Source organism: Mesorhizobium sp. KACC 23794 (genome assembly GCF_052180275.1).
GTDB lineage: Bacteria > Pseudomonadota > Alphaproteobacteria > Rhizobiales > Rhizobiaceae > Kumtagia.
On record NZ_CP197465.1, the window covers coordinates 4,275,980 to 4,301,799 of the forward strand.

Annotated in this window: 22 protein-coding genes; 9 read left to right on the forward strand and 13 right to left on the reverse strand. The window is 64.2% G+C overall.

Features of this window, described 5'->3' with window-relative positions:
* Positions 1 to 141: 141 nt before the first annotated feature.
* The 3 genes from ACSBOB_RS21055 to ACSBOB_RS21065 all read right to left on the reverse strand — a co-directional run bounded on the left by ACSBOB_RS21055 (position 142) and on the right by ACSBOB_RS21065 (position 1,026).
* Positions 142 to 399, reverse strand: a complete 258-nt coding sequence (locus tag ACSBOB_RS21055) for a hypothetical protein (RefSeq protein ID WP_442578032.1) — start codon at positions 397 to 399, stop codon at positions 142 to 144.
* A 182-nt stretch (positions 400 to 581) separates the two neighbouring features.
* Positions 582 to 728 carry a hypothetical protein gene (locus ACSBOB_RS21060; RefSeq protein ID WP_442578033.1) on the reverse strand — a complete coding sequence of 49 codons (147 nt, stop codon included), beginning with the start codon at positions 726 to 728 and terminating at the stop codon, positions 582 to 584.
* A gap of 10 nt (positions 729 to 738) precedes the next feature.
* The gene (locus ACSBOB_RS21065; protein WP_442578034.1) at positions 739 to 1,026 is read right to left on the reverse strand and encodes a hypothetical protein; all 288 of its coding nucleotides are present in this window, start codon (positions 1,024 to 1,026) and stop codon (positions 739 to 741) included.
* Between the two features lie 54 nt (positions 1,027 to 1,080).
* On the opposite strand from ACSBOB_RS21065, the gene ACSBOB_RS21070 reads away from it, so the two are divergent.
* From ACSBOB_RS21070 to ACSBOB_RS21080, 3 genes are all read left to right on the forward strand, one after another.
* Positions 1,081 to 2,139, forward strand: coding sequence for a LacI family DNA-binding transcriptional regulator (locus ACSBOB_RS21070; RefSeq protein ID WP_442578035.1), 1,059 nt, complete (start codon positions 1,081 to 1,083; stop codon positions 2,137 to 2,139).
* A gap of 141 nt (positions 2,140 to 2,280) precedes the next feature.
* On the forward strand, positions 2,281 to 2,814 hold the full coding sequence (locus tag ACSBOB_RS21075; RefSeq protein ID WP_442578036.1) for a FecR domain-containing protein: 534 nt from the start codon (positions 2,281 to 2,283) through the stop codon (positions 2,812 to 2,814).
* Between the two features lie 6 nt (positions 2,815 to 2,820).
* Positions 2,821 to 4,674, forward strand: coding sequence for a CHASE2 domain-containing protein (locus ACSBOB_RS21080; protein WP_442578037.1), 1,854 nt, complete (start codon positions 2,821 to 2,823; stop codon positions 4,672 to 4,674).
* A gap of 45 nt (positions 4,675 to 4,719) precedes the next feature.
* Here the strand turns inward: ACSBOB_RS21080 and ACSBOB_RS21085 are convergent, their stop codons facing one another.
* A complete protein-coding gene (locus ACSBOB_RS21085; protein WP_442578038.1) occupies positions 4,720 to 5,709 on the reverse strand; it encodes a metallophosphoesterase family protein in 990 nt (329 codons plus the stop codon).
* Between the two features lie 185 nt (positions 5,710 to 5,894).
* Positions 5,895 to 7,286, reverse strand: coding sequence for a Si-specific NAD(P)(+) transhydrogenase (gene sthA / locus ACSBOB_RS21090; RefSeq protein WP_442578039.1), 1,392 nt, complete (start codon positions 7,284 to 7,286; stop codon positions 5,895 to 5,897).
* A 226-nt stretch (positions 7,287 to 7,512) separates the two neighbouring features.
* Here sthA and ACSBOB_RS21095 point away from each other — a divergent pair, with 226 nt between their 5' ends.
* The 5 genes from ACSBOB_RS21095 (at position 7,513) to ACSBOB_RS21115 (ending at position 11,296) form a co-directional block, all read left to right on the forward strand.
* A complete protein-coding gene (locus ACSBOB_RS21095) occupies positions 7,513 to 7,986 on the forward strand; it encodes an RDD family protein (protein WP_442578040.1) in 474 nt (157 codons plus the stop codon).
* A 90-nt stretch (positions 7,987 to 8,076) separates the two neighbouring features.
* Positions 8,077 to 8,667: a hypothetical protein gene (locus ACSBOB_RS21100; protein ID WP_442578041.1), complete on the forward strand. Its 591-nt coding sequence runs from the start codon at positions 8,077 to 8,079 to the stop codon at positions 8,665 to 8,667.
* Positions 8,667 to 9,422, forward strand: a complete 756-nt coding sequence (locus ACSBOB_RS21105; RefSeq protein WP_442578042.1) for an arginyltransferase — start codon at positions 8,667 to 8,669, stop codon at positions 9,420 to 9,422. Before ACSBOB_RS21100 ends, ACSBOB_RS21105 begins: the two co-directional genes overlap by 1 nt.
* Before the next feature lie 106 nt (positions 9,423 to 9,528).
* Positions 9,529 to 10,371 carry a DMT family transporter gene (locus ACSBOB_RS21110; protein WP_442583785.1) on the forward strand — a complete coding sequence of 281 codons (843 nt, stop codon included), beginning with the start codon at positions 9,529 to 9,531 and terminating at the stop codon, positions 10,369 to 10,371.
* A gap of 139 nt (positions 10,372 to 10,510) precedes the next feature.
* Complete coding sequence (locus ACSBOB_RS21115; RefSeq protein ID WP_442578043.1) at positions 10,511 to 11,296, forward strand: DUF2272 domain-containing protein; 786 nt, start codon at positions 10,511 to 10,513, stop codon at positions 11,294 to 11,296.
* Positions 11,297 to 11,543: 247 nt separating this feature from the next.
* On the opposite strand, the gene ACSBOB_RS21120 is transcribed toward ACSBOB_RS21115, so the two are convergent.
* The 3 genes from ACSBOB_RS21120 to phhA form a co-directional block, all read right to left on the reverse strand.
* On the reverse strand, positions 11,544 to 14,039 hold the full coding sequence (locus tag ACSBOB_RS21120) for a calcium-binding protein (RefSeq protein ID WP_442578044.1): 2,496 nt from the start codon (positions 14,037 to 14,039) through the stop codon (positions 11,544 to 11,546).
* Positions 14,040 to 14,197: 158 nt separating this feature from the next.
* Entirely contained in the window at positions 14,198 to 14,896 is a 699-nt protein-coding gene (locus ACSBOB_RS21125) for an SDR family NAD(P)-dependent oxidoreductase (protein WP_442578045.1), read from the reverse strand.
* Entirely contained in the window at positions 14,889 to 15,794 is a 906-nt protein-coding gene (gene phhA / locus ACSBOB_RS21130; protein WP_442578046.1) for a phenylalanine 4-monooxygenase, read from the reverse strand. The genes ACSBOB_RS21125 and phhA overlap by 8 nt, the downstream gene beginning before the upstream one ends.
* Positions 15,795 to 15,988: 194 nt before the next feature.
* Here phhA and ACSBOB_RS21135 point away from each other — a divergent pair, with 194 nt between their 5' ends.
* Positions 15,989 to 16,447, forward strand: a complete 459-nt coding sequence (locus tag ACSBOB_RS21135) for an Lrp/AsnC family transcriptional regulator (RefSeq protein ID WP_442578047.1) — start codon at positions 15,989 to 15,991, stop codon at positions 16,445 to 16,447.
* A 4-nt stretch (positions 16,448 to 16,451) separates the two neighbouring features.
* Here the strand turns inward: ACSBOB_RS21135 and ACSBOB_RS21140 are convergent, their stop codons facing one another.
* The 5 genes from ACSBOB_RS21140 to parC all read right to left on the reverse strand — a co-directional run bounded on the left by ACSBOB_RS21140 (position 16,452) and on the right by parC (position 25,665).
* Entirely contained in the window at positions 16,452 to 17,639 is a 1,188-nt protein-coding gene (locus ACSBOB_RS21140) for an AI-2E family transporter (RefSeq protein ID WP_442583786.1), read from the reverse strand.
* A 286-nt stretch (positions 17,640 to 17,925) separates the two neighbouring features.
* A complete protein-coding gene (locus ACSBOB_RS21145) occupies positions 17,926 to 21,069 on the reverse strand; it encodes an efflux RND transporter permease subunit (RefSeq protein WP_442578048.1) in 3,144 nt (1,047 codons plus the stop codon).
* The gene (locus ACSBOB_RS21150) at positions 21,066 to 22,271 is read right to left on the reverse strand and encodes an efflux RND transporter periplasmic adaptor subunit (protein ID WP_442578049.1); all 1,206 of its coding nucleotides are present in this window, start codon (positions 22,269 to 22,271) and stop codon (positions 21,066 to 21,068) included. Before ACSBOB_RS21150 ends, ACSBOB_RS21145 begins: the two co-directional genes overlap by 4 nt.
* A gap of 35 nt (positions 22,272 to 22,306) precedes the next feature.
* The gene (locus ACSBOB_RS21155) at positions 22,307 to 22,972 is read right to left on the reverse strand and encodes a TetR/AcrR family transcriptional regulator (RefSeq protein WP_442578050.1); all 666 of its coding nucleotides are present in this window, start codon (positions 22,970 to 22,972) and stop codon (positions 22,307 to 22,309) included.
* 437 nt (positions 22,973 to 23,409) lie between these two features.
* Positions 23,410 to 25,665 (reverse strand): DNA topoisomerase IV subunit A, encoded by a 2,256-nt coding sequence (gene parC / locus ACSBOB_RS21160; RefSeq protein ID WP_442578051.1) that lies wholly within the window; start codon positions 25,663 to 25,665, stop codon positions 23,410 to 23,412.
* Between the last annotated feature and the right edge of the window lie 155 nt (positions 25,666 to 25,820).

The window sequence follows — 25,820 nt, forward strand, 5'->3', positions numbered from 1 at the left end:
GAATTGTCAATTATTCCCAGCTCTGCCCCGATTCGGGGTCGGGCGTGTTCTTCATCAATACGATTTATACCCGTTCCACGTCGTTCATGCTGCCTGATTTACAGGCATATAGCGAAGACTGCCGAAATCGTGATCCGGGCTTCAGGCCTTGACTGTCGGGGCAACATCGAATGCTGCCGGATGCTTGCCTGCGACGACGGATTTACGGAGCGAGCAGGCGTCGAGCCGATTGGAGTAGATGCGGCGGAGGATTTCGCAGGCGACGCGCGCCCGCTCCTCGGTCCGTCCGCTCAGGGCACATCCACCAAGTTCTGCCGGCCGCTCCGCCTTGCTGTCCCAGACCATCCAGGTTCTGGATGGCTCCGGAATACATGTGAACCTCGGCGCACCAATCTTCATGAAAACCGCCTCTCCATGGAAGCTAACGCACCCCACGGGAATTGGATCACGGCCGGGTGGCGACATGGTTAAGGATCGGTCAACGTCCCCATACGGAGCGGTAGCGGTCGGGGCTCAGGGAGGGATCCGGCGAAGCGGACGGCCTCCATCATTGCCGAGCTCAGTCCTCAGCAGTCCAAAACTCAGTCGCGCGCCTTGTCGCGGCCAAGCAGGCGGGAGCGCAGCCAGCCCGGCGCCTCGCTGGCGCGCCGGGCCGGTTCCTTGCGTCCCCGCGGAATGCCCCAATAGTCGCGATAGATTTCCTCGAACAGGAATCTGACGGGATGCATGGCATCCTCCCTAGCGCTTGAATCGATCCAAAGACAGATCGGTGAAAAGGCTCCCTGCCCGCGAACCCGACCTCCGGCGCCAGCCGATGGTATCGTGGTGCGTCTCGGCGCGATCGGCGCGCGGAATGCGCCAATGACTGCGGTAGATGTCGTCGAACAGATAACTCAGCGGATGCATGGCGGGCTCCTTGTCGATTGGATCGATCCAATCACGGAATGAATCTGACGCTTGGATCGATTCAAGGATAGGCCTCGACCCGCTTGAGTCAAGCAGAATTTGAATCGATCCAAGCTGCATGCTATGTCTCCTGACAAAGCGGCGGCGCGAGACCTGCCGGCGGAAGGAGTGCAGTTGGCGAAGAAACCGATCAGGCTGGCGGACGTCGCAAAGGAGGCCGGCGTGTCGCACGGCACCGCCTCGAACGTCTTCAGCCGCCCCGGGCTCGTGCGCGACGAGGTGCGCGAGCGGGTATTCGCCGCCGCGCAGAAGCTGGGCTATGCCGGCCCGGATCCGCGCGGCCGGCTGCTGCGCGCCGGAAAGGTCAACGCCATCGGCGTCGCCACCGCCGAACCCCTCTCCTATTTCTTCGACGACCCGTTCGCCCGCGCCGTCATGTCCGGCATCACGCAAGCCTGCGACGCCACCGGCGCCGGCATCTCGCTGGTCTCGGCCGTCAACGAGGAACAGCTTGCCTGGAACATCCAGAGCGCGGTGGTCGACGGTTTTGTCGTCTTCTGCCTCGAAGGCGGCTCCCGCCTCGTCGATCTGGCACGTGAGCGCCGGCTTCCATTCGTCGCGCTCGACTACGGTATCGACGACCAATCGATCTCCACCATCGGCGTCGACGATGTTGAGGGCGCGCGGATTGCCGCGCGACATCTCATCGAACTCGGCCACCGGCGTTTTGCCGTGCTGTCGCTGGCGCTGGGCGAAGTCACCGCTGGCGCCATCTCGTGGGACCGGGCCGAGACCGCGGTCTATGCCGGGACGCGCGACCGGCTGCGCGGCTATTCGGAAGTGTTTTCCGCCGCCGGCATCGCGCTTGCCGACGTGCCGCTCTTCGAGACCGACAACGACTGGAAGAGCACGGCCGCCAGCCTCGACCATATCTTCGCGGCGCCGGAACCGCCGACGGCGATCCTGGCGATGTCGGACCGGGTGGCGCTGCACGCGCTCGACTGGTTCAAGGCGCGCGGCATCGCGGTTCCCCGCGACGTGTCGGTGGTCGGCTTCGACGGCGTGCCGGACGGGCTTCTGTCCCAGCCGCCGCTGACCACGGTCTCGCAGCCGATGATCGAGATGGGCCGCCGCGCCGTGCAGTCGATTCTCGGATTCGACGGGACCGTTCGGCGCGAGCTTCTCGGCCTGGAATTCGTTGTGCGCGGCTCCACGGCAGCACCGGCGAGGTGAGCGCCCGACATCGGACCTGACGCCGCGCGACCCGCTCGTTTCTCTCATGACGTGACGATCGTTTCCCATTCCCTTGCCGCTTCGTGCTAGAGAGAAGGCGATCCCTTGTTCAGGCGCCGCCTCAAACGGGAGTGTTTGGCGATGAAATCGATCTATCAAACGGCTTTGGCCGCCTTGCTTCTGGCCGGCGCTGCCTGGTTGCCGGCTGTGCCCGCGCTCGCCCAGTCGAATGGCGGCTGTGCGCTGGAACAGGTCGGCGGCACGGAGCGCCATATCGTGCGCTGCGCCAGCGGCCTTTCCATCGTCGCCGAAGCCGGCGCGCAGTATTCGCTGCTCGACCGCGACGGCAACGGCCAGACCGACGCGGTGAAACTCGACGGCAAGGCGCTGCTGCTGGAATTTCCGGACGGCGGCGCGCCGGCCGGCTTCGAGGTGATCACGCCGCAGGCGATCGCCGCGGTGCGCGGCACGAAATGGGCGGTCGACGTCGCTTCCGAGCAGACCTCCGTCTTTGTCGAGCGCGGCAGCGTCGCGGTGAAACGCTCATCCGGCGAGCACGAGGTGACCCTGTCGGCGGGTGACGGCGTCGACGTCGGACCGGGCTCCGGCCCGCTGACGGTCCGGCAGTGGCCGTCCAAGCGCGTCTCCACCCTGATGGCGCGCTTCGGCCAGTAGCCAGGCATGCGCCCACGCTTCCTGTCGGTACTGATCGCGATCGTGCTGGCCGGCCTGTGGGGCGCCGGTCTCGGCCTCGTGCATCTGCGTGGCGGCCTGTGGTTCCTCGACCGGGTCGAGGCGACGATGGTGGATCTGCGCCTTTCCCTGCGCGGGCCGAAGCCCGCTCCCGACCTCGTCACCATCGTGGCGATCGACGACGAGACGGCGCAGCAGGCCGGCGGCTACCCGCTGCCGCGCGCCGCCCTCGCCCGCCTTGTCGGCGAGATCGCGCGGATGCAGCCGAAGGCGATCGCCATCGACCTGCTGCTGGTCGACGCCGGCCCGGGCGACGGCGACGCCCTGCTGGCCGAGGCGCTGCGCCCGGCGCCGGCAGTGCTGGCGGCCGCGGCTGTGTTTTCGCAGGACCGGCAGCCCGCGCCCGGGAGCGGGCCGTTCGAAGGCGTGCCGCCAGCCGAACGCCTGCTGCTGCCGCAAAAGCTGTTCTCGGACGCCGCTGCCATCGGCGTCGTCAATGTCGCCACCGACCAGACCGGCACGCCGCGCTTCGTGCCGATGCTTTTTCGCACCGGCGACCGCATCGAGATATCGCTGCCGCTGCGCGCCGCATCGATCGCTACCGGCACCGAGCCGGCTGTCGAGCCCGGGCGGATTGCGGTGGGTGGCAGGACGATCCGCACCGATGTTGGCCAGGCGCTGCCGCTCGCCTTCTACGGCCCGCGCGGCACGGTGCGCACGGCCAGCGCCGCCGACGCGCTTGCCGGCCGGCTCGATGCCGGGCTGGTGAAGGGCCGGGTGGTGGTGATCGGCGCCACGGTCACCGGCGGCGGCGATGTCTTTCCGACGCCCTTCGATCCGGTGCTGCCCGGCGTCGAGGTGATCTCCACCGCAATCCTGCACCTGCTGGCCGGTGACGGCCTGGTCCGCGACCGCGCGACGCGCCTGGCCGACGCCGGCATCGCAATCGTGCTGCCGGTCGCCATGGTCGGGCTGCTCGCCTGGCGGCGCAACGCCGCCGGCCTGCTCTCGGCCGCCGCCGTGCTCATCCTGACGCTGGCGGTCAACGTGCTGGCGTTCCGGCAAGACGTATGGCTCAGCGCCGCGCTGCCGATGGCCGCCGCGGCCCCGCCGGCGCTGCTGTTCGGCGGCGCGCAGCTGTGGCTCGGGCGGCGCAGCGCTGCTCATTTCGCCACGCAGAGCGCGCTGCTGCAGCGCATCCAGGCACCCGGCCTCGGGCAATGGCTGGCACGGGATCCGGATTTCCTGTCGGAGCCGGTGCGCCAGGACGCCGCGGTGGTGTTCGTCGACCTCAACGGCTTCACCGGCCTCAGCGAGACGCTCGGCCCCACCGCCACGCGCGAACTGCTGGACGTCTTCTACGATCTTGTAGCCGACGAGTCGGCGGCAAGCGGCGGCACCGTCACCAGCTTCATGGGCGACGGCGCGATGATCCTGTTCGGCCTGCCGCAGCCCGAACCCATGGACGCCGCCAATGCCGCGCGCTGCTGCACGCTTCTGTCGAAGCGCATCGCGGCGTGGATCGCGACGCTGCCCGGTCCGGTCGCCTCGCGGCTGGGGTTCAAGATCGGTGGGCATTTCGGCGTGGTCGTCGCCTCGCGGCTGGGGCGCGGCGACAACCAGCAGATCGCGGTGACCGGCGACACCGTCAACGTCGCCAGCCGCCTGATGGAGGTCGCCGCCGGCCGGCGGACCCCGGTGGCAATCAGCGACGCACTTCTGAAGGCTTCGGGCCGTGAGCCCTTCGCCAATGGAACGCTGACCGGCCCGACCCGCACGGCCCTGCGCGGCCGGGCCGGCACGATTTCGGCATGGGTGTGGCGGGAAACGGAAGGCGGGTAAGCCGAGGCGAATGCTGCACGGCCAGGTGCCATGGCATTCGCATGGTTACGGGATTTTTGGGGCGCAAGTATCTTCCGACACAGGAAGCGCTATCGGTTGCTCGCCTTCGACGTTGAGAAAAGACCATTTGTAATGGTCAGCGTAGAGTTCGAGTTTTAGCATGCCGCGCGACTTGTTTTGGAAGAACTCGCTGGCACCCCATTTGCTGGTCTGTTTCGTGGGATAGAGCCCGGCACCACCGGTGCCGACAACGAAGGAGCGCGGGCCTGTCGGATCAGCTTTTCCCTCGGCATCATGACGCGAGAACTGCTCGTAGTCGTGATCGTGACCCGAAATGACGGCTCCGACCTTATGTTTGTGCAAGAGCTGAAATACGGGAAAATCTTCTCGCATCAGCTTGAGGGTAACGGGTTTTTTTGACTTGCCGTTATCGTGCCCGTGGTGGCCGGAACTCAACTGATAAGGATGCATGAAAGCAATCGCGCATTCGGAAGGATTGCCGGCAATTTCCCGGTCGACCCAATCCATCTGGTTCTTCCGATCGACATAAGGATTGAGCCCGAACAGCCGCCATGGCCCCTTTTCAGCATCGGGAAAGTTGACGACATAGTAAGCCTTGTCCGCGCCGTTTTGATTTACAAATGGGTGATTGGAAAAATAGGCGTAGAAATACGATTTATCGTGATTGCCCCAAACCGGCAGCAGAATTGTATCAAATTTTCCGTCAGGCAGTTTTCTGGTGGTGGCCGTGCCCCAGCTATCATCGAAGCATTTGAACGTATTCTTGTCGCCGTTCGGATAGGCGAGATCACCCAGCGCCAACACACGCAATGGTGTTGAACTATGGTCGGCCTGATCGACCTCCCTGCGAATAATCGCGGCAGTGGCTTCGTCCGCTGCCTTGTCTGGATTGCAATAAGCTATATCGCCAGCCGCCAGCAAAATGCCTATCGGCTTGTCTCCGCCTTCTTGCGCGCAGGCAATGCCTGAGGACAGCATAAGAGCAAAAAGAAAACCTGGGACTCCAATATCCACTGAATCCTCCTAATCACCCAGCTTTATTTTAACTTGGTCAGAGGAATTTTCTCCCTAAGTAGAAAGTATCATAATATTTTTCGAGAACGTTCGCCATCGATTTTTACAGCATTGATGTACAAGAAGGAGATGCTTCAGACGACGCCTAGGACATCGTCGGAACATTCCAAGCAGCGAAGTCCGCCTTAACCCACACCCATCCTGTTCCACGCATCCAGCCCGGCGATCTTGTAGGCCTCGGCCAAGGTCGGATAGTTGAACGTGTTGTTGACGAAGAAGTCCACCGTGCCGCCGAGGTTGATCACCGCCTGGCCGATATGGATCAGTTCGGTGGCGCCCTCGCCGACGATGTGGGCGCCGAGCAGGCGGCGGGTCGACAGCGAGAAGATCAGCTTCAGGAAGCCGGAATCGACGCCCATGATGTGGCCGCGCGAGGTCTCGCGAAAGCGCGCCACGCCGCATTCGTAGGGTTCGCCGCTCTTGCGCACCTCCTCTTCCGACTGGCCGACGGTGGAGATTTCCGGCACCGCGTAGATGCCGTAGGGGAAGGTGGCAGGCGGCGGGGGAAGCGGCACACCGAAGGCGTGGCAGGCGGCCACCCTGCCCTGCTCCATCGAAGTCGAGGCGAGGCTGGGGAAGCCGATGACGTCGCCGGTGGCGTAGATGTTCGGGATGGAAGTCTGGAACGTCTGCGGATCGACCTCGATGCGGCCGCGCGAATCCGCCTTGATGCCGATCGTGTCGAGGCCGAGGCTGCCGACATTGCCGCTACGCCCGGCCGCATAGAGCAAGATGTCGGTGCGCACCACGCGCCCGTCGGCCAGCAGCGTCTCGACGCCGGTCGGCCCGACTTTCACCTCCTTGACCGCCGCGCCCAGCCGCAGCGTGACGCCACGGTCGCGCAACTGGTGCATGAAATCGTCGACCAGTTCGCGGTCGACGAAATCCAGAATGGTCTGGCGGGATTCGATCAGCGTCACCGGCACGTCGAGGGCGGAGAAGATGGTCGCGTATTCGACCCCGATCACCCCGCCGCCCACTACAGTAAGCGTGCGTGGCAGCGTCGTCAGTTCGAGGATGTCGTCGCTGTCGAAAACGCGCTTGCCGTCGAACGGCACGGTGTGAGGACGGAACGGCCGCGTGCCGACCGAGACCAGCGCGTTGGTGAACCCGACTTCGCTGTGCACGCCGGCGTCGGTGGTCAGCGCGACCATATTGGCATCGACGAATTTCGCCGTCGCCTTGGTCGAACGCACGGCATTGCGCATGAACTGGTGCTGCAGCACCTCGACCTCATGGTCGAGCGTCTTGTGCAGCCGGGCGATCAGGTCGGCCATGACGATGTCCTGCTTGACCCGGTAGCCGCGGCCGTAAAAACCACGCTCGCGCCAGCCCGACAGGTTCAGCACCGTCTCACGCAAGGTCTTGGACGGGATCGTGCCGGTATGGACCGAAACGCCACCCAGCCGCCGGCCCTTGTCGACCACCAGCACCGAGCGGCCGAGCTTTGCCGCCTGGACCGCCGCGCGCCGGCCCGACGGCCCGCTGCCGATGACGATCATGTCGTAGGTGTCCATAGGAGCCCTCAAGACGAGAAATGCTGTCGACTAGCATTGCTGCACTGCAAATAGACGACAATTTCCCACGCAGTTCAAATCGTTTTAATTCGCCGTGAGCGAGGCGCGCGATCCCATATCCGCCACGCGGCAACGGCTGGAAAACTTGAATCCCGCGCGCCATGCACCATCTGAATCACAGGGCCGGTGGATAGCGAAATCCGGCCCGTGGCGAGGCAAAGGTAAAATGAACGAACAGGTGCTTCACGGTGAGATTCTTGGCAGCCGGCTGGACGATGTGCGGGCCTATGACGGTGTGCGCACGCGGCGGATCTTTGCGTTCCTGCTGGACTACCTGATCGTGCTGCTGCTGCTGATCCCGTTCGGCCTCGTCGTCCTGCTGCTCGGCCTGCTCACCTTCGGCCTCGGCTGGGCGCTGTTCGGCATCTTGGGGCCGCTGATGGCGATCGTCTATGTGTGGAACACACTCGGCGGGCGCAACCAGGCGACAGTGGGCATGCGCGCCATGGGCATCCGCCTCGACCGCCTCGACGGCAAGCCGGTCGATGGCCTGCTGGCGGTCGTGCATTCGGTGCTGTTCTGGGCCGGCAACGTCATCCTGACGCCGCTGGTACTGCTGGTCACGCTGTTCTCTGACCGCAAGCGCACCCTGCACGATTTGCTGCTCGGTACGGTGGTGACGCGGTCGGACAGGATTTGACCGCATCGAACCCGCCAGCCCAGTCGGCCCCGATTTCGTCGGCTTTTACCCATAGCCACTCTATCGGGGAACGGACGAGCGGAGGGTATCTTGCGTGTAAACCTGCTTGGCGGGCGTTTGCCTCGGGCGGTATTCCTGGTTTTCGCGCTTTTTCTCGCGAGCAAGGCCCAGGCGGAGGAGATCGGCGGCCGCTATTGTGGAAAGCTGTTCTCCGGCGGCGCGCTTGTGGAGGTGGTCACCATCCTGGCCCCCGGCAAGGATGGCCTGCTCGAAGGCGTTTATTCCTTTCGCGAATCCGACGCGATGGTCGACGGCAAACTGCGGGAAGAACGTGTCAACGGCCTGACGCGAACCCTGGTCTGGACCGACAAATACGGCAGCGGCAGGCTGCTGATCACCTTCACCAGCAGTTACGACGCATTCCGCGGGGCCTGGGGCGTCGACAACGATCTGCCTTCCGCGCAGTGGGACGGAGCGCGCTGCTCGATGAGCACTGTCGAACATCGGCAGCCGAGCGCGACGGCCTCCTGGCACCTGTCGTCAAACCGTAGCGATGTCGTCCCCGAAAAAACATCGCGCGCCATTGTGATGGATCGGTATAAACTCCACCCTCATTCTGTTGTTGAATTTTTCGCCGTTGCAGCCAAGGTAGAGCGATTCATGGACTCCTCCGGACTCTGATGACTCACCACCCGACCCAGTCGCCCCAGTTCTTCCTGACCGCGCCGTCCCCTTGCCCCTATATCGACGGCCAGTTCGAGCGGAAGGTGTTTACGCACCTGGTGGGCGACAAGGCGCCGGAGATGAACGACCTGCTCACCCAGGGCGGCTTCCGCCGGTCGCAGAACATCGCCTATCGCCCGGCCTGCGAATCCTGCCGCTCCTGCGTGTCGGTGCGCATCCTTGCCGGCGAGTTCGAGCCGACGCGCAACATGCGCCGCGTCATGGCCCGCAATTCGGACATGATCGGCGCCATGCACGACGCCGAACCTTCCACCGAACAGTATGCGCTGTTCCGCACCTATCTCGACGCCCGCCACCGCAAGGGCGGCATGTCGGAGATGACCGTCCTCGACTACGCCATGATGGTCGAGGACACGCATGTCGACACGAAAGTCATCGAATACCGGCGGCGCGGCCCCGACAGCTTCATCACAGGGCGCGGCGAAGGCGAACTGATCGCGGTGGCGCTGTCCGACAAGATGGCCGACGGGCTGTCTATGGTCTATTCCTACTTCAACCCGGCGCATGACGACCGCTCGCTCGGCACCTTCATGATCCTCGACCACATCGCGCGCGCCCGTGCCGAGGGCCTGCCCCATGTCTATCTCGGCTATTGGGTCAACGGCTCGCGCAAGATGAACTATAAGGTGCGCTTCACGCCGCAGGAGCATCTCGGCCCGCGAGGCTGGGAGCGCTTCCCGAAAGACGGCTGACGACGCCCCGGCCGGCCGGCTCCGTCCAGACGCACGGAGCCTCTCCATCTTGACCACACAAGCCACCGACCACCGCAAGGGGCTGCTGCTCACCTTCATAGGCGGCATGGCGCTGACCGCCGACATCCCGCTGATCCGGCTGGCAAGCGGTGAGGCATGGTCGATCCTGCTGATGCGCTGCACGGCGACCCTGGTCGCCGGCATGATCGTCTGGGCGGTCTGGCGCTGGCTGTCGCCGAAGGCCCCGCCGCTGCTGCCCGGGCGGCTGGGCGTGGCGGTCGCCGCGCTCTACGGTCTGGGGTCGATCACCTTCATCGTCGCCGTCTACAACACCTCGACGGCGAACCTTGTGTTCATCCTCGCCTTCACCACGATGTTTTCCGCACTGCTGTCATGGATATTCCTGAAGCAGCGGCCGGCAAACGCCACCTTGCTGACCATGGCGGTGATGATTTTCGGCGTGCTGATCATCGTCTGGGACTCGATCGGCAGCGGCAACCTGTTCGGCGACTTTGTCGCCCTGTGCTCGTCCTTCGTCATCGCCTCGGCGATCACGATCAGCCGCCACAGCGGGAGGGACATGGGGTTCGCCGCCCTTGTCGGCGTGATCTTTCCCCTGCTCGTCGCCGCCGCGATGGTGACCGGAACCGGCTACCGCATCGACGCGCCGTGGTGGATCATCTTCAACGGCGCTGTGGTATGGCCGGTCTCCTTCTATTGCCTGGCAACCGGACCGCGCTTCCTGTCCGCACCCGAAGTCGCGATGTTCTACCTTCTCGAGACGGTGTTCGCACCGATCTGGGTCTGGATGATCTTTGCCGATACGCCGACCACCGCCAGCCTGGTCGGCGGCACGATCCTGGTCGCCGCGCTGGTCGCGCATTCGCTATGGCAACTCACCCATGGGCGGCGGATCAAGGCCGCACAGGCGCTGCGTTACCCCGCATAGGCCCGCCCTGCCTGGAAGTCGGCCCGCAAAGTTAAACCGGCCGGAGCGATCTGGTTTAAATTTGGAATCACTTGACAATCTACTTGATTTGTAGAGTATTTCATAACTCGTCCGGTAATCAGCAAGCAGGGGAAAGGCAATGACACGTTACATCGTGACCAACGTCTATGACGGCCTGAATTTGCGCCCTTCGCCGTCGACGAGCGGAGCCCCGCTCGAAACCATGAAACTGGGCACGCAGCTCGAACTCATCGCGGACACCGGCACCAAATGGAAGAAGGTGCGGATCGTCGGGTCGAACCCGCCGCGCGAAGGCTTTGCTTCCGACGTCCACCTGACCGAAGTAAAGAGCGACGCGATCGCCAGGCTGATCGCCTCGGCCGCGCATTACTGGGAACTGTTCGACCGGGGCGACGGGCGCGAGGACACGCAGCCGTTCAAGGACCTCGTGCTGACCATGTGGGATGAACTCGGCGGCGGCAGGCCGCCGGGCAACGACACCAGCCATCCGAAATGGCCGTGGTCGGCGGCGGGAATGAGCGCCTTCATCCGCCGCGCCGGCGGCTACACCAATTTCAAGTTCAGCGCGGGCCACTCCGCCTACATCCACGATTCCATTGTCAAGATGAAAGCCAACAAGCCCGCACCGTTCTGGGGCTTCAAGATCGGCGACAAGAAACCCGAGGTCGGCGACCTCATCGCCCAGTGGCGGGTGACCCGGATCGACTACAACCACGCCGCCACGCACCCGGACTTCAGCTCCCACACCGACGTCGTTTGCCAGGTCATGGACGGCAAGGTGCGGACGCTCGGCGCCAACGTTCCGACCGACACCGTCGGCGTCAAGGTCTACAAGCTGACACCCAGCGGCCATCTTGCCGGCGAGCGCAACGAAATCGCCATCATGAAGAACATGGCGCAGTAGCGCAGAAGGCCCGGGAATCGCCCACGGAGCAATCGCTTGAAAGGGTGTTGCCGCCCCTCATCGCCCTGCCGGGCACTTCTCCCCGTGAAGAACGGGGAGAAGTGCCCGGCAGGGCGATGAGGGGCGGCGAATCCGGCGGAAAGGCGGGGCGCGACCGGGAGGACGGATACCCGGGTTGCTTCAAACAATTGCCCTGGAAAACCGGCCCGGAGACGGAACGGACTTCCAGGTGCGCCGGTGGTGCGCCTCAGGCCACGGAGAAATCCGCATTGGTGAGGCTGAGGCCGACGGCGAGCTTGGCGAACTGGATGCCAGCCGTGCCGCCGAGGCCGTCGGCGTCGTAGAACAGTTTTCCCGTGTCGGTCTCATAGATGATGTGGTCGTTGGAATCCTGCGCCAGCCCCGTCGTGTTGGCGCGGAAGTAGCCTCCCGCCAGCACCCCGGCATTCAGCTTGGTAAATATCGCGTCCGATAAGAGGAAGCGGTCGTCGGCGACGTTGAAGTCGGTGATGGTGTCGATGTTGGCCGCGCCGAGTTTTGTATTGAAGACGAACGTGTCCTTGCCGCCCAGCCCGCGCAGCGTGTCGTTGCCCTCGCGTCCCTCCAGTCGGTTGTCGCCGGCATTGCCGGTGATGTCCTGCGCGAATTCGTTGCCGGCGAGGTCGATCGCCGACTTGCCCGACGCGCCGTTGGTGGTCAGAAGCTCGACATGCACTCCTGCGCCGAGCCGATAGTCCACCGCCGCCATCACCCGGTCGGCCGTGCCTTGGCTCGCCATCTCCTGGATGACATCGCCGGCATTGTAGACCCGGTAGATGTCGTTGCCACCGAGACCGATCATCGTGTCGGCCTTGCCGACACCACCGTCGCTCAGAATATTGGCGCCGGCATTGCCGGTGATGGTCTGGTGCAGCACGTTGCCGGTCAGGTCGATGGCCGACGTGCCCGACGCCTTGGTCGTCGCCAGCGCCTCGACGTACTGGCCCGCGCCGAGCGAAAAATCGACGGCCGCCAGCACGCGGTCGGCGCCGCCGGCAGAGCCTTCGACAATGGTGGTGCCCGCCGAATAGACGAGATACGTGTCGTTGCCGCCCAGCCCCTTCAGCGTGTCCCCCGCCCCGCCGCCGTCCTTGAGCGTATTGCGGCCGGCATTGCCGGTGATGTCCTGGTGAAGCGCGTTGCCGGTCAGGTCGATCGCGGTGGTGACGGTGGACGAGGTCGTCGTCAGCAATTCCACCTCGACGCCGCTCGCCAGCGCATAACTCACCCGCGCCATCACCCGGTCGGCGATGCCGCCGTTGGCCGCCTCGATCACCACGTCGCCGGCGTTGTCGACGATGAAGGTGTCGCTGTCCAACCCGCCGTCCATGGTGTCCGCGCCCACCCCGCCGTCCAGCGTGTCGTTGCCGGCCTCGCCGTTCAGGACATCGTTGCCGCCCATGCCTTTCAGCGTGTCGCCGCTCGCACGGCCGAACATTTCGTCGACAAGCAGATCGCCCGTGATCGTGTCGGAAGTGTTGTCACCGATACTGAGGCGCACGATCTTATCGATCTGGATCGAGACGTGGGCGTCGCCCGGGTCGGTATTGCCGTCTGTAATGTCGGAGTTGGCATCATGCCAGGCCGTGACGAAGGTGCCGTTCTTCAACGCCGTGACGGAGGATTCATCCTGAATGCCTGATTGCACTTCGATCGTTGCGAGCGCGACGAGTCGCGTCATGGCGGCCGGGTCGAACAGCGAAGCGCGAATGCTTGAGGTGCCGACGACGTCGTCGGTGTGCGTGAGCAGGACATAACCGTTCTCCAACACCGTCAACGAGATATCGCCGTCCAGCGCCTTGTCCTGGTCGGCACGTACCTTGCCGCGAAAGTTACCGTTCTGGTCAAAGAAAGCGACGGTCATGGAAGAGGCGACGCCATATTCGTTGTCGAGATAAGCCACTGCGAACCCGCCGTCCTGTAGCGCCACGACATCCGGTTCCAGGTTCCTGTTTCCCGAAGTGTCGAAGGCAAAAGGCGACAGCACCCGCTGGCCGGCGGCATTCCAAATCTCGACCGACATGCCGTAACTCGCGCTTCCGTCCACCGTCTCGGCAGCGTAGGCGATGACGATCGCACCCTTGTTGACGCCGGCCGTCAGCACGGCGACGGCGGGATCCATTTCATCGGTCGCTTTGTTGTCGTTCAACGCGTGCACGCCGCCCTGCAATACCCCATCGCGGTCGTAGATAAGCAAATCCGTGTCAAGATCGGTGGGACTGGAGGTATTCTGCCTCACCACGGCGAACCGGCCTCCCGGCAGCGCGGCGACATCGCCGTAGTAGTCCTGGCTGACGGTACTGGGCAGCTTCTTGTCTTCGTCGAGCACCCGTCCGCTCGTGGGATCGACGGTCGCATAGTGGATGCCGGGATCGTCGTTGTCGGACCAGGTCACGAGCAGCGCGCCGGTAGTCAGTTGCGTAGCGGACATGTCATAGAGATTGACGCCGAACACGCTTGTATCGACGCTTGTCGATTCATCGCCGAAGCGCCGCGTCCCATCGGCATTGTAGAAATCGACCAGCACGCTTTGCAATCCGTCGGGCTCATCAAGCGCGGACCACAGATACGAAACGGCAAACCCGCCATCGGCGAGTGCGACGACTTTCGGCTGGTACTCGTCCGAGGCGCGATCCTGGACGGCCGAATAGGTGGTGTCGAATTTCGCAACGACGTTGCGGACGCTATAGCTGACTGTCACCATTTTTCATGCCCTTCCCGCCGAAAACCCCACGGCATTTGAACCGTATATCTTTGGGAAATCAAGGATGCACCGGCGTTTTACTATCCTTACTCAGGGCAGTCTATCGATAAGCTTGATCAAAATCTCCTCAAGCCGCCGTGCACCTTCCGCAAATGACCTTACGAGAGCCCGACCACCGGCACCAGCGCGCCATGCATGGCCGAGGCGCCGTCTGAGCACAGGAAGGCGATGACGGCTGCGAGTTCGGCAGGCTTCACCCATTTTCCAGGATCGACGCTGGGCATGGCGGCGCGATTTTCCGGCGTGTCGATGGTGCTGGGCAGCACGCAATTGACATTGATGCCCCGGCCGCGCAACTCGCCGGCCATCGCCTCCGTCAGCCGCATCACCGTGCTCTTCGACGCCGTATAGGCGCCCATGCCGGCCACGCCCTTCTGTGCCGCGTTGGCGCCGACCGTGACGATCTTGCCTGCCCGGCGGTCGATCATACCCGGCACCGCCGCGCGCACGACGTTCGTCATGGTGGAGACATTCGCCTTCATCATCCGGTCGAGCAGGGCCGGCGCGGCCTCGTGCACCGCCCCGCCCATCTCGAAGGCGCCGGCCAGCGCGCAGACGGCATCGATGCGACCGAAGAAGCGCTCGGCCTCTGCGACGAGGCCGGCGGCGGCCTTCGCGTCGCCCAAATCCGCGGCCAGCCGCAGATGATCCGCCGAGAGGCCGTCATAGATGCGGTCGAGATTTTCCCTGTGCGACGCCACCAGCGCCAGCCGTGCACCCTCCAGAAGAAAAACGTCAGCCACTGCCCTGCCGAGATTGCCGGTCGCCCCGGTGATCAGCACTGTCTTTTCAGCCATTTCCCGCCGCCTTCATCTGCCTGCCGCGAAAATAGTCCAGCGTGCCGCGATGCAGCACCTTGTCGTCCGCCGTCAGTTCGTGCGGCTCGATGGTCGACGCATCCGCCAGCCGGCCATAGAGCGGCCCGAAGTCCGCGTAGCAATCCTTCAGCAATTGCTCGAAACTGTCGATGACGAAATAAATTTTCTGGAAGTCGTCGATGATGTAGCTGGTGCGCATGACGCGTTCGAGGTCGAAGGCGACGCGGTGCGGCGAATGATCGTCGAGCGCGAACAGGCTCTCGGCGGTCGACGACATGATGCCGGCGCCGAAGATGCGCACGCTTCCCGCCTCGCGGATCAGGCCGAACTCCACCGTGTACCAATAGAGCCGCGCCAAATTCGCCAGCCGGCCGAGCTTCAACGCGCGCTGGCCGCCCTGGCCGTAGGCCTGGATGAAGTCCGAATAGACGGGATTCGCCAACAATGGCACGTGGCCGAAAATGTCGTGAAAGATGTCGGGCTCCTCCAGATAGTCCATCTCCTTCTCGGAGCGGATGAAGGCGCCGGCAGGAAAGCGCTTGTTGGCGAGGTGGTCGAAGAAGACGTCGTCAGGCACCAGCCCGGCCACCGGCACGACGCGCCAGCCGGTGATTTTTTCCAGCCGGTCGCTCAAGCGCCGCATGTTGGGCACGCCGCTTTCCGACAGTCTTAACGCCTTGACTGCCTTCAAAAAGTCGTTGCAGGCGCGCCCTTGCAGCACTTTTTGCGAGCGCGCGAACAGGCGGTCCCAGCGGCCGTGCTCGTCGGCCGAATAGGATTTCCAGTCCTGGTCGATGGTGAAATCGGGGTTGCGCGGGGCGTTCTGGTAGCGGTTCTTAACGGGCTCGTCGGCCCGTGCGGCAGCATTCGTCGCCATGTCTTCCTCCTCGGTTCGAGGCTTTGCCTCGATATGACGGAGCGGGCCTTTCGCCCGAGCGGCATGGCCCGCCTGTTCGATGAGGAGATTGTGAACCCAATGCGCTGAAAAATCTTGTCTATCTTGCGTGGCGATGCGCCAATTGTGGTGATATCCTCCAATCGAGCCGAATTTCCGGAAGGATTTTCCATCTGGTGAGAACGGAAGAAAACGACCGCAAAATCCTGCGCGAATTGCAGCGCGACGCGACGCTGACCCTGAAGCAACTGTCGGACCGGCTCGCCATGTCGCAGTCGACCATCTGGCGGCGCATCCAGGACATGGAGCAATCCGGCGTCATCCTCGGCCGCGCCACGCTGGTCGACCCGCTGGCGGTCGGCCTTTCGGTCTGCGTCTTCGTGCACGTCAACATGGTCGCCCACAGCACCGAGATCCGCGGCGCCTTCGAGCTTTTCGCGCAGGAAGCGCCGGAAATCGTCGACTGCTATTCGGTCACCGGCGCGCATGACTACACGCTGATCGTGCGCACCAGATCAGTGGAGGAGTTCGAGAGTTTTCTGATGCGCGAAGTGCTTGGCCATCCGGGCGTCGCCACCGCCTCGTCAAACCTGGCGCTACGCCAGCACAAGCGCAGCGCGGTGCTGCCGATCTGAGGTTTTAACCCGCCTGCCGTTTCGCCGACGGATCATGGTCCAACACCAGCGGAATCTCCGGCGGCGGCTCGACCGGCACGGCGTTGGCGGCCTCGTCGGTCAGTTCCACCTCGCGCAGCCATTCGCGCCAGATCGCCACCAGCAGCGCCATCAGCACCGGGCCGATGAACAGGCCGAGGAAACCCATGGTCTTCACGCCGCCTATCAGCCCGAAGAAGGTCGGCAAAAACGGCAGTTTTATCGGCCCGCCGACCAGTTTCGGCCTCAGCGTCTTGTCGACGATGAAGAGTTCCACCGAGCCCCAGATGAACAGCGCCAGCCCGGCTATGTGCGAGCCGCTGGAAACGAGGTAGATCGACACCAGCGTGAACGACAGCGGCGCCCCGCCGGGGATAAGCGCCATGACACCGGTCAGCACGCCCAGCGTCACCGGCGACGGCACGCCGGCGATCCAGTAGGCGAGACCGAGAACCACGCCCTCGCCAATGGCGATCAGCGTCATGCCGGTGACGGTCGAACTGATCGTCGCCGGCACGACACGCGAGATGCGGCCCCAGCGCGTCGGCACGATGCGCTCGCCGACGCGATCGACCTGCGCGGCGAAATATTCGCCATCACGATAGACGAAGAACAGCGCGATCAGCATGAACAGCAGCGTCAGCAGCAGGCTGAAGGCGCCGCCGCCGGCAGCCAGCACGGCGCGGTAGATGTTGCCGATATTGGCGCCGCTGGTGATCTGGATCAGTTCGCCGATGGCGCCGGGATGCCCGACATACTGGTCCCAGCGCCCATTCAGCCATTCGCCCACCCACGGCAGCGCGGTGATCCAGTCGGGCGTCGGCGCGCCGTTGCGGTTGGTCTCGATCGCCCAGCCGATCCACTGCCGCACCTCGTGCACGGCATAGGTGCCGGCAATGGCGATCGGCACCACCAGGAAGACTAGGATCGCCAGTATGGCGATCGTCGCCGCCACGGTGCGCCTGCCCTCCACCGCGTCGAGAAGGCGGCGATAGAGCGGCCAGCTGGCGAAGGCGATGACCAGCGCGGCCAGCACCGGCACGAGGAAGCCGTGGAAAAAATAGATGCCCGCGGCGATGATCGAAAGCAGCAGCCAGCGCGCCGCCGACAGCGGCGGCACGACTGCGATGCGCGTCGGCGTCGCCGGGCCCATCAGGCGCGGCTCGGTCGGCATCTTTCGGGATTCGTGCCGGGTCAAACGCACGGTCTCCGCAACGTCACACAGGCGCGCCCGCCGGCCGGCAAGCGCTGCCGCATTCCCTATAGCGCAGAAATCCTTGCCACACGGCAAATTTTCGTGACGCTTGCGTCAGGATGGCACGGCAGCGTGGGATTCGTGTGACGAAGCGCTATGCAGGAAATCCGGGGACAGTTTACTCAATTCCGATCTGTATCGCTGAAATGCGAGAGCCGGACGTTCCGGAATTGAGTAAACTGTCCCCGGATTTCCCCTAGCGCCCCTACTCCGCCGCGACCGGATACCGCTCCTCCGGCTTCGGCACGACATGCAGCCCATGCCCGTGAGCCGGCGCCGAATCCGGCTCGTCGGCCGAATTCGGCCGCACCAGCCACCGGAAGGCCTTCGCTGTCCAGATCGCCGCGTCGTCCATGATGGTGTAGAAGGACGGCACGAACACCAGCGACAGCAGCGTCGACACCAGCAGGCCGCCGATCACCGCGATCGCCATCGGTGCGCGGAACTCGCCGCCGTCGCCCAGCCCCATCGCCGCCGGCACCATGCCTGCCGACATTGCGATGGTGGTCATGACGATCGGCCGGGCGCGCTTGCGGCCTGCGTCGATGATCGCCTCCTTGCGCGGAATGCCGTGCTTGACCTCTTCCACCGCGAAATCGACCAGCATGATGGCGTTCTTGGTGACGATGCCCATCAGCATCAGGATGCCGATGACGACGGGCATCGATACCGCCGAATTGGTCGCCCAGAGCGCGGCCACCACACCGCCGATCGCCAACGGCAATGAACCAAGAATGGTGAAGGAGTGGAACACCGAGCCGAACAGCAGGATCAGCACCACCAGCACCAGCATCAGGCCGGTGCCCATGGCGGTGGCGAAGCCGGAAAACACTTCGCCCATCACTTCCGCGTCGCCGGTCTCCTGGATGCGCACGCCGGCCGGCATGTTCTTCACCTCCGGCAAGGCCCAGACGGTGCCGAGGCCCTCGCTGAGTTCGGCGCCTTGCGCCATGTCGGCGCCGATGACGACGCGGCGCTCGCGGTTGAAGCGGTTGATCGAGGACGGGCCCTGGCCGAAGCGGACGCTCGCCACCGACGACAGCGGCACGGTCGCGCCGCCCGGCGTCGGCACAGGCAGCGTGCTCACCACCGAGAGATCGTCCTTCGCCCGCTCGTTCAATTGCACGCGGATCGGGATCTGGCGATCACCCACCGTGAACTTCGCCAGATTGGCGTCGATGTCGCCGATGGTGGCGACGCGCAGCGTCTCGGACAGGGCCGCCGTCGAGATGCCGAGTTCGGCCATCCGCACGAGGTTCGGCACGATGATGACTTCCGGCCGGTCGAGCGCCGCGTTGGAACTCACCGCGCGGAATTTTCCGCTGGCCGTCATCGCGCTCTGGATTTTTCGCGCCTGTTCATCGAGAACCGCGCCATCCCTGCCCATCACGCCAAAAGCCAGCGCCCGCTCGCCACGGTCGTTGACGAAATAGACCCGCAGGTCCGGGATGACCGCCAGCTTCTGCAGCAGCGTCTCCTCGATCTCGTATTGCGGCACGTCGCGCTCAGACTTGTGCACGAGATCGGCCACCACGGTGGCGCGGCGCGTCTCCAGCGTGCCGGTCGGGCTGGCGCCGCCGATCACATAGACGTTCTCGACCTCCGGCACCTCGCGCATCAGCTTGGTCACCTCGTCGGTGGTCTCGCGGGTGTCCTCCAGCAGGCTGCCGGGCGGCAGTTCCAGCGAGAAGACGATGCGGCTGGCATCCTCGCGCGGAATGAAACCCGACGGCAGGAAGCCCGTCGCGTAGATCGAGCCGGCGAAGAAGGCGACGCCAGCGATCAGGGTGAGCCAGCGGAAACGCAGCGTGCCGCGCAGCAGCGCCAGGTAACCGCGCAGCACCATGCCGGGCTTCGGCTCCGCATGGCCGTGGCCGCGCAGGAAATAGGCCGCCATCATTGGCGTCAGCAGGCGGGCGACCAGCAGCGAGAAGAACACCGCGACCGCCACCGTCAGGCCGAACTGCTTGAAATACTGGCCGGCGATACCGCCCATGAACGACACCGGCGCGAACACCGCCATGATCGTCGCCGAAATGGCGATGACCGCCAGGCCGATCTCGTCGGCGGCTTCCAGCGACGCCCGATAGGGCGACTTGCCCATCTTGACGTGCCGCACGATGTTCTCGATCTCGACGATCGCGTCGTCGACCAGAATGCCGACCACCAGGGTGATGCCGAGCAGGCTGACGAGGTTGAGCGAAAAGCCCATCATGTCGAGCGCCCAGAAGGTCGGGATGATGGACAATGGCAATGCGGTGGCCGCCACGATCGTGGCGCGGATGTCGCGCAGGAAGATCAGCACGACGATGACCGAAAGGGCAGCGCCCTCCAGCAGCATCTCCATCGCCGAATCGTAGTTGCCTTCGGTGTAGGTGACGGAATCGTCGACCTTGCTGATGGTCACGCCCGGGTTGGCAGCCTGAAGTGCCGCTATCGCCGTCTCGGCGCGCTCGTTGACCCCGACATCGCTCTCGCCCTTGGCGCGGAAGATGCCAAACGACACCACGGTCTGGCTGTTGACTCGCGCAAAGCTCTTCGGCTCCGCCCAGGCATCGGTCACCGTCGCGATGTCGGAGAGTTTCACCATGCGGCCCGCCGAAAGCGGGATTTCCAGCGCTTCCAAATCTTCGACCGTCTTGGCGCCGCCCAGCGCGCGGATCGCCTGGTCGCGGTTGGAGAACTTTCCGCTGCCGCCGGTGAGATCGACATTGGCTGCCTTCAGCGCGCGGTTCACGTCGCCGGCCGTCACGCCCAGCGCATTCAGCCGGTCGGGGTCGAGGTCGACCTTGATCTCGCGCGTCACGCCCCCGTAGCGGTCGACACGGGCAACGCCTTTCAGCCCTTGCAGCTTGCGGATCACCGTGTCGTCGACGAACCACGACAGTTCCTCCAGCGTCATCGCAGGGGCCGAGACGGCATAGGTCAGGATCGCCTGGCCCTCCACGTCGATGCGCTTGACGACGGGCTCGTCGGCCGTCGCCGGCAGGTCGCTGCGAATGCGCTCGACGGCGTCCTTGACGTCGTTGACGGCCGTCTGCGTGTCGACCTCCAGGCGGAACTCGATCAACGTCTCCGAATTGCCCTCGGTGATGGTCGAGGTGACGTTCTTGACGCCCGTTATATTGGCGACCGCGTCCTCGACCCGCTTGGTCACCTGCGTCTCCAATTCGCTCGGCGCGACGCCGGGGTCGGTGACGGTGACTGCTACCAGCGGCACGTCGATGTTGGGAAAGCGGGTGACTGGCAGTTTGTCGAAGCTCATCAGCCCAAGCACGGTGAGCACGATGAACAGCAGGATCGGCGGAACCGGATTGCGGATCGACCAGGCGGAGAAATTCCAGCTCATGGCATGATTGCTCCGGTCGTGTCGGCGCGCACCGGCGTGACCATGTCGCCGTCGGCGACGAACGTGCCTGCGCGGGCAACCACTTCCTCGCCTTCCCCGACGCCGGACACGATCTCGACGCTGCCAGCCGCACGGGTGCCGAGCTTGACCGGGGTCGTCGCGACACGCCCGTCGCGCACGACCTGCAGAAGCGGCGTCTCGCCCTGATAGAGCACGGCGGAGATCGGCACCGAAATGCCGTCGCGGCGCACCAGCTCGATCTGGCCGCGCGCAAAGCTGCCGGCGCGTGCCGGGGCATCCTTCGGAAGCGCAAGGCGGACAAGGCCGAGCCGGGATTTCATGTCGACCTCCGGCGCAATGCGGCGGATGGTGCCGGCGATCGTGCTTTCGACGCCGGGGAGCGATATCTGCGCCTTCATGCCGACCGCAAGACGCGGCAGCGCGGTTTCGGCGACGCTGGCCTCAAGCTCGAACTCGGCATCGATTGCCATGCGGAACAGCGGGCCGCTGCTCGGCGACACGACGTCTCCGACCGTCGCGGCGCGCGCCAGCACCAGCCCGTCGGCGGGGGCGCGAACCTCGGTCTTGGCGATCTGCACCTCGATACCCTTGATCTGCGCGTCGATCACCGCCAGTTGCGCGGTCGTGGCGCCCAGCGCCTTGACCGCCGATTCCGTCTTGGCCCTGGCGCTGGCAGCCGCGTTTTCGGCATTGTCGAGTTCGGCCTGCGTCCCCACCGCCTTCTTCTTCAAGGCGTCGGCGCGCTGCAATGCCTCGTCGGCCTGCTTCACCCCGATGCGGGCATCGGCGATCTGCGCTTCCATTTGGGCGACGCTCGCCTCGCCCTGGGCGCGTGTCGCCTGCATCTGGGCAAGCTGGGTGTCCAGCATCGAGCGGTCCAGCACTGCCAGCACGTCGCCCTTCTTCACGGTATCGCCGATATCGGCGTTGAGCGCCGTGACGATCATGCCGTTCAGATCGGTGCCGGCGGCGGCTTCGTTGCGGGCGACGATGGTGCCGTTGACCGACAGCGTCTCGACCAGTTCCTTGCGCTCGGCCGTGATGACGCGGATCGCAGGCGGCGCCTGCGTATGAACCGGAGCGGCTTCGCTTGCCGCCATGCCTTGGGACGGCAGCCCGGCCAACGCGGTTGCGGCGGCAAGGATGAAGGCGAACGCGGAAAACGACTTGTTACGGACCATTTCTTCTCTCGCGAGAGGAGACAAATTTGTAGGGTTCAGGCGGTCTCGAGACATTTGGTCGGCCTCAGCATGCCCACCACCATCGCCCTGAGCAGCACTTCCAGTTTATCGAGCGGCACGCGCATCGCCGGCAGGTCGTTCAGCGCCATGCCGTGGGCGATCGACATCAGCGTCGGCAGCAGCACATCCAGCCCGACGGGAGGATCGATCTCGCCGCGCTCGACCGCGCCGCCAATGTAGCCGGCGAACATCTGCTGGACTTCGGCCATGTTTTTCATGCAGGTCGTCTCGACCGCTTGGTTGCGCATGGCCTCCGAGCAGATTTCGGCAAAGAGCTTGGCGTTGTCGTCCTCATGCATGTGCCGGATATGGGCCATCGCCCCCATCACCAGACCTTCGACGACATCCGGCTCCTGCAGCACCCTTGCGAACAGCACCGCGTCGTCGCGCCGATCCCTCTCGCAGATCGCCTCGACGATGGCTTCCTTCGACGGAAAGTAGCGGTAGAGCGCGCCGGGGCTCATGCCGACCGCCGCACAGATGTCGTGCATCGAGGCGCCGTTGAAGCCGGAACGGATGAAACACGCCTTCGCCGCATCGAGGATACGCTGCGTCTGTTGCTCGCGGCGCTCGGCCCGGCTCGACGCTTGCGCTTCCACCGGCTCGAACGGTCTGTAGGAATTTTCGATCAAATCGTCCATGCACAATGCCGTCGGGAAAAGTGAACGCTCATTCTCACTTTATGCGAACGATCATTCTCCGTCAATATACTGCACTGCGAGAGTGCGATCGTACTTGTACACATCGAACCGGCAGCATCCAGATCGATCTTGTCCCAGTCCGACGCCTGACGCAGCGATCTCCCTGCTTCAGTCGACTACTGGGGCGATGTGGAAGGTTGGCTGGCGCACCAGACGACGAAGCCGGAATGACTTTGGCGTCAATTCCCGCCAAGCTGATCGACCTCGTCGGCAATGCCGAAAGCGCTTTCGTGAAGCGCTAACAGCCAAAAACGGCCCTCGCGTGAAGCGCACGAGCCGATTTTCCCGATGGCTGAATTCCAACCTGTTGCGATTCAACGATATTCCGGACTTCACCGGAATTTGCAGCGGGGACTCCTGTCCCCGCCCTTCGGCGCTCAGCCGAACTTGCCCGAGCGCGGAAAACCCTTCGGAACCATGCGCCCAGCAGCGGCGCGGTTGCCCAGCCACTCGGCGAGTTCAGCTTTCGAGCGGGTAAAGGTGCGGCCGGAAGTATCCTGCCAGGTCAGGCCGTCATCCATGCCGAACAGTTTTATGTCGAGCACGCCGCCATCCTTGTAACGCTGCAGGCGGACACCCTTTCCGCGTGTCATTTCAACCACTTCCGACAGCGCGAACACCAGCATCTTGCGGTTCTCGCCAACGATCGCGACATGGTCGCCCGACACCGGAATACACCGCACCGCCTCGTCCGGCGACTTCACGTTCATCACCTGCTTGCCCTTGCGGGTATTGGCTGCAACCTCTTGTTCCGGAACGATAAAACCGTTTCCGTCGCGCGACACCAGCATCAGCCGCCGCTTCGGATCGTGGACAAAAGCGGTGACGATGTCCTGGTCGTTCTCCATGTCGACGATGATGCGGATCGGCTCGCCATGCCCGCGCCCGCCGGGCAGCCGGTCGGCGCCGATCGTGTAGAATTTTCCGCCCGTCGTGAACACCAGGATCTTGTCAGTGGTCTGCGCCGGAAACGCCAGCTTCAGGCTGTCGCCCTCCTTGAAGGTCAGCAGCGAAAGGTCTGTCAAATGGCCTTTCATCGCCCGCAGCCAGCCCTTGGCAGAGACCACGACGGTCACCGGTTCCTTCTCGATCATCGCGTGGTGGATGTCCGCGACGTCATGGTCCGGGGCGTCGGCAAAGGTCGTGCGGCGCTTGCCGAGTTCCGGATTGTCCTCCGGCCCAAAGTCGCGCCGCGCCTTCTGGATCTGCCAGGACACCGTCTGCCACTGCTTGGCATCGGAGGCGAGCAACGCCTCGATCTGCGCCTTCTCGGCGCTAAGCCCATCGAATTCCTTGCGGATCTCGATCTCCTCAAGCTTTCGCAAGGCCCGTAGCCGCATGTTGAGGATGGCTTCGGCCTGGTTGTCGGTGAGCGACCAGCGGGCCATCATCACCTGCTTCGGCTCATCCTCCTCGCGGATGATCCGGATCACCTCGTCGATGTTGAGATAGGCGATCAGATAGCCGGCAAGGATCTCCAGCCGCCGCTCGATCTCGGCCAGCCGATGTTTCGAGCGCCGGATCAGAACTTCCTTGCGGTGCTCCAGCCATTCCTGCAAGGCGCTCTTCAGCGACAGGACGTTCGGCACTTTTCCGCGCGACAGGACGTTCATATTCAACGGAAAACGGACTTCCAGGTCGCTGAGCTTGAACAGCGATTCCATCAGCAGGCTGGGATCGACGGTCCGGCTTTTCGGCATCAGAACGAGGCGAATGTCCTCGGCGCTCTCGTCGCGCACGTCCTCCAGCAGCGGCAGTTTTCTCGCGACCAGCAATTCCGCGATCTTTTCGACGAGTTTCGCCTTCTGCACCTGATACGGGATCTCGGTGACGACGATCTGCCAGGTGCCCCTGCCCTGATCCTCGGTCGCATAGCGCGCCCGCAAGCGGAACCCGCCGCGGCCGGTCTCGTAGGCGTCCTGGATCATGTCGCGACCGTCGACGATGATGCCGCCGGTCGGGAAATCCGGCCCCTGCACGAACTGCATTAGGTCGGCGACGGAAGCCTCGGGCTTTTCAATGAGATGCAGCGCGGCATCGCACAACTCCGCGGCATTGTGCGGCGGGATCGAAGTGGCCATGCCGACCGCGATGCCGCTCGACCCGTTGGCCAGAAGGTTCGGAAAAGCGCCCGGCAGGACGACCGGCTCCTCGTCCTCCTCATTGTAGGTCGGGCGGAAATCGACGGCGTCCTCGGTGATGCCTTCCAGCAGCGCGGTGGCCACCTCGGTCATGCGCGCCTCGGTGTAGCGCATGGCCGCCGGGTTATCGCCGTCGATGTTGCCGAAATTGCCCTGCCCGTCGACCAGCGGGTAGCGCACGGAAAATTCCTGGGCGAGGCGCACCAGCGCGTCGTAGATCGACTGGTCGCCATGCGGATGGAATTTGCCCATCACCTCGCCGACGATGCGGGCGCATTTGGCGAAACCCTGGTCGGGATTGAGGCGCAGAAGCCGCATCGCATGCATGATGCGACGATGCACCGGCTTCAGCCCATCGCGGACATCCGGCAGGGCGCGGTGCATGATGGTCGACAGCGCATAGGCAAGGTAACGCTCCTCGAGCGCCTTCTTGAGGTCGACCGGTTCTATCGAATCGCCGCCTGGATCTTGCGGCGGAAGCTCCTTGCCCATGGCGCCGGGTTAGCGAAACGTGTGATTCGCGGCAAGTGCCAGAAGGCGTTCACCAAGCCCGCGCAGCGCTTCTTGCATTTTTCCAGCAATTTTGGCCAATGTGGCCGACATGCCTTTTTCCGGACCAGTTCTTCAAGAACAGGGAAGGCGCAGGG

What these genes read in the sequence shown, in the direction of transcription:
- ACSBOB_RS21055 (WP_442578032.1), bottom strand. Translation starts at nt 399, where the DNA reads ATGAAGATTGGTGCGCCGAGGTTCACATGTATTCCGGAGCCATCCAGA.
- ACSBOB_RS21060 (WP_442578033.1), bottom strand. Translation starts at nt 728, where the DNA reads ATGCATCCCGTCAGATTCCTGTTCGAGGAAATCTATCGCGACTATTGG.
- ACSBOB_RS21065 (WP_442578034.1), bottom strand. Translation starts at nt 1,026, where the DNA reads ATGCAGCTTGGATCGATTCAAATTCTGCTTGACTCAAGCGGGTCGAGG.
- ACSBOB_RS21075 (WP_442578036.1), top strand. Translation starts at nt 2,281, where the DNA reads ATGAAATCGATCTATCAAACGGCTTTGGCCGCCTTGCTTCTGGCCGGC.
- ACSBOB_RS21080 (WP_442578037.1), top strand. Translation starts at nt 2,821, where the DNA reads ATGCGCCCACGCTTCCTGTCGGTACTGATCGCGATCGTGCTGGCCGGC.
- sthA (WP_442578039.1), bottom strand. Translation starts at nt 7,286, where the DNA reads ATGGACACCTACGACATGATCGTCATCGGCAGCGGGCCGTCGGGCCGG.
- ACSBOB_RS21095 (WP_442578040.1), top strand. Translation starts at nt 7,513, where the DNA reads ATGAACGAACAGGTGCTTCACGGTGAGATTCTTGGCAGCCGGCTGGAC.
- ACSBOB_RS21105 (WP_442578042.1), top strand. Translation starts at nt 8,667, where the DNA reads ATGACTCACCACCCGACCCAGTCGCCCCAGTTCTTCCTGACCGCGCCG.
- ACSBOB_RS21110 (WP_442583785.1), top strand. Translation starts at nt 9,529, where the DNA reads ATGGCGCTGACCGCCGACATCCCGCTGATCCGGCTGGCAAGCGGTGAG.
- ACSBOB_RS21115 (WP_442578043.1), top strand. Translation starts at nt 10,511, where the DNA reads ATGACACGTTACATCGTGACCAACGTCTATGACGGCCTGAATTTGCGC.
- ACSBOB_RS21120 (WP_442578044.1), bottom strand. Translation starts at nt 14,039, where the DNA reads ATGGTGACAGTCAGCTATAGCGTCCGCAACGTCGTTGCGAAATTCGAC.
- ACSBOB_RS21125 (WP_442578045.1), bottom strand. Translation starts at nt 14,896, where the DNA reads ATGGCTGAAAAGACAGTGCTGATCACCGGGGCGACCGGCAATCTCGGC.
- phhA (WP_442578046.1), bottom strand. Translation starts at nt 15,794, where the DNA reads ATGGCGACGAATGCTGCCGCACGGGCCGACGAGCCCGTTAAGAACCGC.
- ACSBOB_RS21140 (WP_442583786.1), bottom strand. Translation starts at nt 17,639, where the DNA reads ATGCCGACCGAGCCGCGCCTGATGGGCCCGGCGACGCCGACGCGCATC.
- ACSBOB_RS21145 (WP_442578048.1), bottom strand. Translation starts at nt 21,069, where the DNA reads ATGAGCTGGAATTTCTCCGCCTGGTCGATCCGCAATCCGGTTCCGCCG.
- ACSBOB_RS21150 (WP_442578049.1), bottom strand. Translation starts at nt 22,271, where the DNA reads ATGGTCCGTAACAAGTCGTTTTCCGCGTTCGCCTTCATCCTTGCCGCC.
- ACSBOB_RS21155 (WP_442578050.1), bottom strand. Translation starts at nt 22,972, where the DNA reads ATGGACGATTTGATCGAAAATTCCTACAGACCGTTCGAGCCGGTGGAA.
- parC (WP_442578051.1), bottom strand. Translation starts at nt 25,665, where the DNA reads ATGGGCAAGGAGCTTCCGCCGCAAGATCCAGGCGGCGATTCGATAGAA.